General features: G+C 46.1%; 9 protein-coding genes. 2 read left to right on the top strand and 7 right to left on the bottom strand.

What is annotated here, in order from left to right:
- Positions 1-92 precede the first annotated feature (92 nt).
- Genes ACHBGV_RS09975 through rlmB form a run of 4 tightly spaced genes read right to left on the bottom strand, consistent with a single transcriptional unit; the run spans position 93 to position 3,150 of the window.
- Positions 93-986: a haloacid dehalogenase-like hydrolase gene (locus tag ACHBGV_RS09975; RefSeq protein ID WP_172021211.1), complete on the bottom strand. Its 894-nt coding sequence runs from the start codon at positions 984-986 to the stop codon at positions 93-95.
- A 54-nt stretch (positions 987-1,040) separates the two neighbouring features.
- Positions 1,041-1,904, bottom strand: coding sequence for a DegV family protein (locus ACHBGV_RS09970; protein ID WP_394736254.1), 864 nt, complete (start codon positions 1,902-1,904; stop codon positions 1,041-1,043).
- Positions 1,901-2,422 (bottom strand): NYN domain-containing protein, encoded by a 522-nt coding sequence (locus ACHBGV_RS09965; protein ID WP_394736253.1) that lies wholly within the window; start codon positions 2,420-2,422, stop codon positions 1,901-1,903. The genes ACHBGV_RS09970 and ACHBGV_RS09965 overlap by 4 nt, the downstream gene beginning before the upstream one ends.
- Positions 2,422-3,150, bottom strand: a complete 729-nt coding sequence (gene rlmB, locus ACHBGV_RS09960; RefSeq protein ID WP_394736252.1) for a 23S rRNA (guanosine(2251)-2'-O)-methyltransferase RlmB — start codon at positions 3,148-3,150, stop codon at positions 2,422-2,424. Before rlmB ends, ACHBGV_RS09965 begins: the two co-directional genes overlap by 1 nt.
- A gap of 146 nt (positions 3,151-3,296) precedes the next feature.
- Between rlmB and ACHBGV_RS09955 the strand changes: the two genes are divergently transcribed.
- Complete coding sequence (locus tag ACHBGV_RS09955) at positions 3,297-3,686, top strand: DUF1761 domain-containing protein (protein WP_105111365.1); 390 nt, start codon at positions 3,297-3,299, stop codon at positions 3,684-3,686.
- Positions 3,687-3,760: 74 nt separating this feature from the next.
- Positions 3,761-4,732 carry an aromatic acid exporter family protein gene (locus ACHBGV_RS09950; RefSeq protein ID WP_394736251.1) on the top strand — a complete coding sequence of 324 codons (972 nt, stop codon included), beginning with the start codon at positions 3,761-3,763 and terminating at the stop codon, positions 4,730-4,732.
- Between the two features lie 10 nt (positions 4,733-4,742).
- On the opposite strand, the gene ACHBGV_RS09945 is transcribed toward ACHBGV_RS09950, so the two are convergent.
- The 3 genes from ACHBGV_RS09945 to tig all read right to left on the bottom strand — a co-directional run bounded on the left by ACHBGV_RS09945 (position 4,743) and on the right by tig (position 7,675).
- A complete protein-coding gene (locus ACHBGV_RS09945; protein ID WP_394736250.1) occupies positions 4,743-4,958 on the bottom strand; it encodes a hypothetical protein in 216 nt (71 codons plus the stop codon).
- Positions 4,959-5,096: 138 nt separating this feature from the next.
- Entirely contained in the window at positions 5,097-6,227 is a 1,131-nt protein-coding gene (locus ACHBGV_RS09940; RefSeq protein ID WP_172008975.1) for an ABC transporter ATP-binding protein, read from the bottom strand.
- Positions 6,228-6,391: 164 nt separating this feature from the next.
- Positions 6,392-7,675, bottom strand: a complete 1,284-nt coding sequence (gene tig, locus ACHBGV_RS09935) for a trigger factor (protein WP_024406467.1) — start codon at positions 7,673-7,675, stop codon at positions 6,392-6,394.
- Positions 7,676-7,847: the final 172 nt, after the last annotated feature.

Below are 7,847 nucleotides of genomic sequence, written 5' to 3'. Positions count from 1 at the left end.
TGGGCTAGCCCAGACAGCTTAACCTCTGGATCTCTAGTTATCAATGAACTTGTTGCACTTGACTTGACAATGTGCGCTTTTTAAACCGCGTTTTATCGTCTCATAGATTGTCCCATCTTAAAGTAAGTATGGCGCTTGCCTCTGACCGCCAGGGACAAGGCCAAGATATTTTCAGGGTCTGGCATACGGCCAAAACCGCCGTCTCCGATATGATGAATGTCCGCACCGACCCGCTTGTTACTAAGCCCAAATTCCCGCACGGTCTGCGGATCCGCACTCTCTTGACTGGTCCCGATAGTCGAAATAACCAAAGCACCACGCGTCTTGACCTGACTGATAATCGGTGCCACAATTTCCTCACGCACACCCGGCACCGTTCCGACCGCAGGAATGAGGACACCGTCAGCCCCCAAGTCCACAAAATCCAGCAGAGCTTGTCTATCCACAACCGACTCACCCAGACCAGCACCGTGCATTTTCCCAGCAAAGACTAGCCCCTTGAAGTGCTCTTTTGCTAGGGAAATGGCAGAGCGGATAGCCGACAAGGATACCCCCGTAGCTGGATTTCCAGTTAGCATGATGAAGTCTACGCCCAGCTCCTCTGCCCTAATAAGACTGTCTGGACTGACCAGACGACCTGCGGAGAGGGAAATGCGTTCTTCAAGTAAATCCTGCTCCTCATCAACTGGCTCTAAGTTAATCCCAATGGGCCGACCTGTCAATCGTTTCAGCTCTGCAATGGGATTGTCGCAATCATAAAAACCGACAATCTGGGGAGAAAAAACATCCAATTCGTTGAGCACCAGCAAATCACAGCTAAAAGCTGCCATCATCTCGGCATTGGAAACACCCGCAATCAGCGGGGCAGCCGTAACGACCGTTTCCCCCAGAACAGTCCGGCCTTCGCTGGCCAAAATAGCCTGCTTGAGCTGGGCAGGAGTCATCTGAGCAATCTCGCTGGCATAGGCAGATAGTAAACGTTTCATATGCATTCTCCTTGTAAGCGTTTTATTCCATAACTGGTAAAAAGAGAGCTGATACTAGGCTCTCTTCTCGGTAGAAATAGACAGAATGGCTAGGGAACCTGTACCTGTATGGGTAGCAATAATAGGTCCCAACTCGGTCAAGATAACATCGGTTACCTGGTCATTTTCCAAAAGGGTAGACTGAATGTCCTGAGCTGCTGCCAAATCACCTGTGTAAGCGACCATGACCGTTGAATGATCCAAATCAGTCAGGGTACGGTCCAACATCTCACGGACACCTTTTTTACGACCACGCAACTTAGCGACTGCCTCTAGCTTACCTTCGGCATTAAGGGCCAGGAGAGGTTTGATGTTGACCAGCCCACCAATGAGGGCTGCTGCCTTGGACAGGCGGCCACCGCGCACCAGGTGATTGAGGTCGTCGACCAAAAGATAGGTCCGCAAACGAGGGGCTAAGTCCTCAACCAGCTCCTTGACCTCAGCCAAGCTCTTACCCTCCGCACGCGCTGCTACTGCCTTCATTACCAGATAACCTTCACCGATAGAAGCTGCCTTGGTATCGACAATCTCAATGCTTGCTTCTGGATACTGGTCCAAGACCATGTCACACGCAATGACACCGCTCTGGTAGGTTCCGGATAGGGCTGCTGAAAAAGCTAGGTAAAGCACATCTTGTCCTGCCTTAGCAGCCTCTTCGAATACCTCCTCAAATTGACCAACATTGACCTGGCTGGTCGTCGGCTGACCACCCGCCTCCATTTTTTTGAGTAGCTCTGCACTTGTTAGTCGATTTGATCCTACCGTTTCATAGGTTGTTCCGTCCAAATTGATGGTCAAACCGAGCACGGTCACTTCATTTTCTGCTAACCACTCCTGTGGCAAATCAGACGTTGAGTCTGTTACAATCTTAAAAGTCACGAATCCAATTCCTCCATTAAATGTTGCAAATCTTGTAAATTTCCTTGGGACCAGGGAGATAATCTAGGCGTGTAGAGGTCCACCTGGTCCACAAATTTGTCTAAATCTTTTTTGACCACCCTGGTCCGTTCCTCTAGTTCTCGCGCAGAAACACGCAGGGCACCTTGCGAGAAAACCACCCACTGTTCATTGAGGTCGCTGGTTGCCACCGAAACCTGCCTGCGCCGGTCGCTATTAAGCTCTGCACTCAAACGCTCAATATAGCTGTCAGCTGTTTCCTCTTCCTCAGTGAAAATCACCGTCAGCCTGTATTCATCATAGGTCTGTCGAAGGCCGGGCACATGTTGGGCGTCAAAGACACAGATGATTTCTAAATGTTCAAAGGCTGCGTAATGGGACAAGGTCCTCAGTAAATACGTCCTAGCTGCATCCAGATTTCCCTTCTTAAAATCCTTCTTGGTGGACTGCCAGAAGGCAATCATATTGTAGCCATCGACAATGAGCACTTTTTCCTTCATCAGATTTTCTTCCGAAATACTTCGTACATCAGCACAGCAGCTGCCACGCTGGCATTGAGTGACTGGACATGCCCTTTCATGGGAATGGTAATCATCTCGTCCACCTGTTTTTTGATATTACTGGAAATCCCTTTACCTTCGTTGCCAATAATCAGCGCCAACTTACCAGCTGTATTCCACTTGTGGCTTGGAGTTCCGTTCATATCGGTACCAAATACCCAGAAACCAGCCTCCTTGAGCTTATCAAGGGTTTGACTAAGATTGGTCACTCGGGCGATTGGAACATGGGCCACCGCACCTGTCGACGTCTTGGCCACAACCGGCGTCACGCCAACGGCACGATGCTTGGGAATGATAATCCCAGCTACCTGAGTAGCGTCTGCGGTCCGTAAAATCGAGCCAAAGTTGTGGGGGTCTGTCAGACCATCCAAGATGAGAATAAGGGGATTGTCTTGCTGCTCTGCTATGTCCAAAATAGTCGAAAGTTCCGCATAGGCAAACTCAGACACCCGCAGGACAAAACCTTGGTGGACAGCCCCTACTGTCATCTCTGACAAGGTTTTCTTAGGCGTCCAAGAAATGGACACCTTCTTTTCTGCTGCCAGATTTTTAATTTTTTCTACATTTTTACCGCGCAGGTCGTCCTGGATGTAGAGCTTGTTGCCAGTGTTGGCCTCCAAACTCTCCACAACGGCGTGCACGCCATATACGATATCATTTGTTTCCATATTGCCATTATAGCATAGATTGCCCGCAAAAAAGGTCAAAGTCACTTTTGACTATCGATTTATTTTCTAATCTTGACTTTCCCATCTCCCTGTGGTATCCTTATCTCAAAAATTGTCCGTACAAGCGGAACTATTAAGGAGAACTTGTGTCGATTATTTTAGGTATTGTTGCAGGGCTTGTAGCCTTTGCTATTGGTGGTTTGTGGTATGGTTTGATTTTCCGCGATGCTTGGATTAAGGCCTCTGGCATTGATATGAAAAAGATTGAGGCTGATCGTCAGGCTGGTAAAAATGGACAAAAAGAAATGATGCTGTCTGTCATTATCGAGGTCATCTTTGCGGTCTTGTTAATGATTTACATCCAAACACTTGGCGTATCACCACTTCATGCAGCAGGTGGCATGGGCGTATTCGCTATCATTTCATCGCTGAAAAATTATTTATTTGAGCAACGTTCTATCCAGCTCATCCTTATCAATGAAAGCTACAAATTGGTCTGCTACTTAGTAGTTGGTGTCCTAGCTCTATTTGCATAACCATTCCCCTCCTAGCTTTAGGAGGGTTTTGTTTTATGATACAATAGAAATAAACTAAAACCAAAGGAGCCTCCATGTCCCTTTCCCTCCGCACTATCAAACTGATTTTCGCAACCGTCCTAGCCGTTTACCTAGCGACCGCCCTGGGATTGTCCTATGCGACGTCGGCTGGGATTATCGCCATCCTCAGCATCTTGGATACCCGCAAGTCCAGCTTCAAAATGGCCCGCAACCGCTTTTACTCCACCCTACTGGCCCTGACTGTCGCGACCGCGACCTTCTCCCTCCTGAGCTTTGAGATTTGGACCCTCAGCATCTACCTGGCCATCTACGCTCCCTTGGCCTATCGCTTCCGCTGGGAGGCAGGCATTGCGCCTGCGACCGTCCTCGTCACCCACCTTATGCTAGAGACCAATCTTTCTCCCGCTTTTTTGGGAAATGAGCTGGCGCTTTTTCTGATTGGAGCAGGGAGTGCCCTGATTTCCAATATCTACATGCCCTCGCAGGACCAGCAAATTCAAGCTTATCATGTTCAAGTTGAGGACTTGCTCAAGCAGATTCTCCTGCGTTTTGAGGCCTTCCTGCTCCAGGGAGACGGGCGTAACGAGGCAGAATTGATCAATCAGCTGGACCAGACACTGGAAGAGGCCTTGAAAGTCGTCTACCTGGACCGCCACAACCAGGTCTTCCACCGCACCAATTATCAGGTCCATTATTTTGAAATGCGGGCTACCCAAAGCAAAATCCTACGCACCATGGCCAAGACCATCAACAAATGCTTCCTGGAGAGCCGGGAAAATATTATTTTGGCCAGCCTCTTTGAACGAACCGCCCAGCAACTGAGTCGGGAAAATTCTGCCCAGGACCTCCTGCTCGACATCGAGCTCTTTCACGCCATGTTCCGCGAGAGGCCTCTCCCTCAGACACGGGAAGAATTTGAAACCAGGGCCACCCTCTTCCAACTTCTCCACGATATGGAACACTTTATCCAACTCAAGGTGGATTTCTATCAAGTCTATAAAGAAAATGAAGAACCGTCAGCTTAAACTGGCGGTTCTATTCAATATCCTTGATTTTTCCGTGAAATTCATCCGACACTTGACTGTGCAAATGCAAGAATGACAGACCCATCATGACCGCATTCCCTGCAACTGCAATCATAAATTCTTCCTTGGAAGATACCTTTCCTAGCCAAATGGAGAGGATTAGAATGAGATTGTAAAGAAGGATAGTAAGAGCTGCCAAACGAATTTTTTTCAGTAGTGTCTTCATAGGAACCTCCTGTAAGTGTTTTCTATATTTATTATATAGAATTTGATAAAAAAAACAAGTATTTATGCGTTCTCAACCCCAAAAAACCGCCAGATTTTCATCTAGCGGTCAGGTGTTTTATGAACGTTTTTAGAAAGGTTAGACAATCGCCTTGCTTGTTTCATCATCAAAGAAGTGTGCTTTGTTGAGGTTGAAGGTCAAGCGAACTTTGTCTCCTGGGTTGTGGTAGTCGCGTGCATCAACACGAGATACAAACTCTGTGCTACCTACTTTAGAGTAAAGCATGGTTTCTGCACCGAGAAGCTCAGATACCACCACTTCTGCTTCTACGATGGAAGAAGGGTAGGTGTCCAATTCCAACTGAGAAGCCTTGATATCTTCTGGACGGATACCGAGAGTAAATGATTTGCCATTGTAGCCTTTTTCTTCCAAATGTTTGCGACGTCCTTCTGGAAGATCCACTTTGAAACCATCTCCAACAAGAACGCCATCTTGAAGCGTCACTGTGAAGAAGTTCATAGCTGGGCTACCGATGAAGCTAGCAACAAACTTGTTAACAGGGCGGTTGTAGAGCTCTTCTGGGCTACCGATTTGTTCGATACGACCGATTGTACCTGTACCTGCTGGGTTTTTAGTCGCAGACATGATAACGATACGGTCTGCCAAGGTCATGGCTTCTGTTTGGTCGTGGGTTACGTAGATGGTTGTCGCACCGATACGGCGGTGGATTTTGGCAATCTCTGTACGCATGGATACACGGAGTTTAGCATCCAAGTTTGACAAGGGCTCATCCATCAAGAATACTTTGGCATCACGAACGATAGCACGACCCATGGCAACACGTTGGCGTTGTCCTCCTGAAAGGTCAGCTGGTTTGCGTTCCAAGAATTCTGTCAATCCAAGGATTTGTGCCGCTTCTTCCACACGTTTTTTGATTTCATCCTTGCTGTACTTACGCAATTTCAAACCAAAGGCCATGTTGTCAAAGACAGTCATGTGTGGGTAGAGGGCATAGTTCTGGAATACCATGGCAATATCGCGGTCTTTTGGAGCCACATCGTTCATGAGAACGCCGTCGATGTAGGCTTCCCCTTCTGTGATATCTTCCAAACCAGCAATCATACGAAGAGTTGTTGACTTACCACATCCTGAAGGACCTACGAATACGATAAATTCCTTGTCCTTGATGTCCAAGTTAAAGTCTTCAACAGAGTAGTGCTCACTGTTTGGGTATTTTTTGTAAATGTTTTTTAAATTTAATTGAACCATGTTCAATCCTCTCTTTCTTTGATAGTTATATTGTAAATGAAAGCGTTTGTAGAAACTAGGTCAACGTATACAAAAATAGCAAAACGATTTTGTGCAACTCTACCAAAAATCCTTCGCATTGAAAAAAGGCTGGGAAAATTGCCCAACCTTTGTTCCTATCAATCCTATTTTACAGTTGCAGTGCTTGTGATCACTTCTACGGCTTTCTTCACAGCGATGTCGTGTTTAAGCATTTCTGGTGAAAGCAAGCTACGAACTTGTGCCACTTCCATCTTGTAAGTCGCTGCCAAGTCTTCGATTTCTTTGTTGATTTCTTCTTCAGTTGCTTCGAAACCTTCTGCTTTAGCTACTGCTTCAACAACCAAGTTTGTCTTAGTACGTTTTTCAGCATCTGCTTCGTATTGTTTATGAAGGTCTTCACGAGTTGTACCAGTGATTTGGAAGTACATATCTGGTGAGATACCTTGTTGTTGCATGCCACCCAAGAATTCGTTGATTGCACGATGAACTTCTTCGTGAATCATTTCTTCTGGCAATTCAACGATTTCAGCGTTTTCTACAGCCAATTCAAGAGCTGCTGATTCAACTGCATCGTCAAAGGCAACTTCTTTTGCTGCTTCCAATTCTTTACGGTACTTAGCTTTCAACTCATCAAGTGTTTCTACTTCTTCGTCGATGTCTTTTGCCAATTCGTCATCCAAAGCTGGAACTTCTTTTGCTTTTACTTCGTGGATTTTTGTCACGAAGAGGGCTGGTTTACCAGCAAGGTCAGCTGCTTGATAGTCTTCTGGGAAAGTCACTTCAACGTTTACTTCTTCACCAGCTGCGTGGCCTACCAATTGTGCTTCGAAACCTGGGATGAATTGACCTGAACCAAGTCCAAGTGAGAAGTTCTCGCCTTTACCGCCGTCAAATTCAACGCCATCGATTGAACCTACAAAGTCGATCACAACTGTGTCGCCTTCAGCTGCTGGGCCTTCTTTGATAACCAATTCAGCCAAGTTGTTGCGTTCGCGTTCGATTTTTGCATCTACTTCTTCGTCAGATACTTCTTTAGTTGCTTCTACTGAAACTGCCAAGTTTTTGTAGTCACCCAATTTTACTTCAGGTTTTGTCACAACTTCAGCAGTGATTGTCCAGTCTTGGCCTTTTTCCATAGATACAACGTCGATTTTTGGTTGTGCAACAACTTCAAGACCTGCTTCAGCAACAGCTGCTTCATAAGCTGCTGGCAAGAGAGCATTTACTACATCTTGGTAAAGTGCTTCTTCACCAAATTTTTGGTTGAAAACGGCACGTGGCAAGTGACCTTTACGGAAACCTGGAAGATTGATATCTTTCTTAACTTTGTTGAAAACGCGGTCCAATTCTGGTTTGATGGCATCTTGACCGATTGTGAAAGTCAAAACGCCGCGGTTTGTTTCTTTTGCTTCAAATGATACAGACATTCTGTCATTCTCCTTAAAATTTTATTGCATACACGCTATTATATCATAACTGGAGGCATTTTCAAAGATTTTATAACGATTCTTCGGGAAATGGCATGTAGCGTTACAATTGATGTGAGACTTATAGAAGTCAAAAAGAAGATTCCTTGATATGATAAGAGTACCACCACTC

Source organism: Streptococcus sp. A34 (assembly GCF_043674115.1).
In the GTDB taxonomy this organism is placed as follows: domain Bacteria; phylum Bacillota; class Bacilli; order Lactobacillales; family Streptococcaceae; genus Streptococcus; species Streptococcus suis_V.
This window is presented reverse-complemented; position numbering and strand designations above follow the sequence as displayed.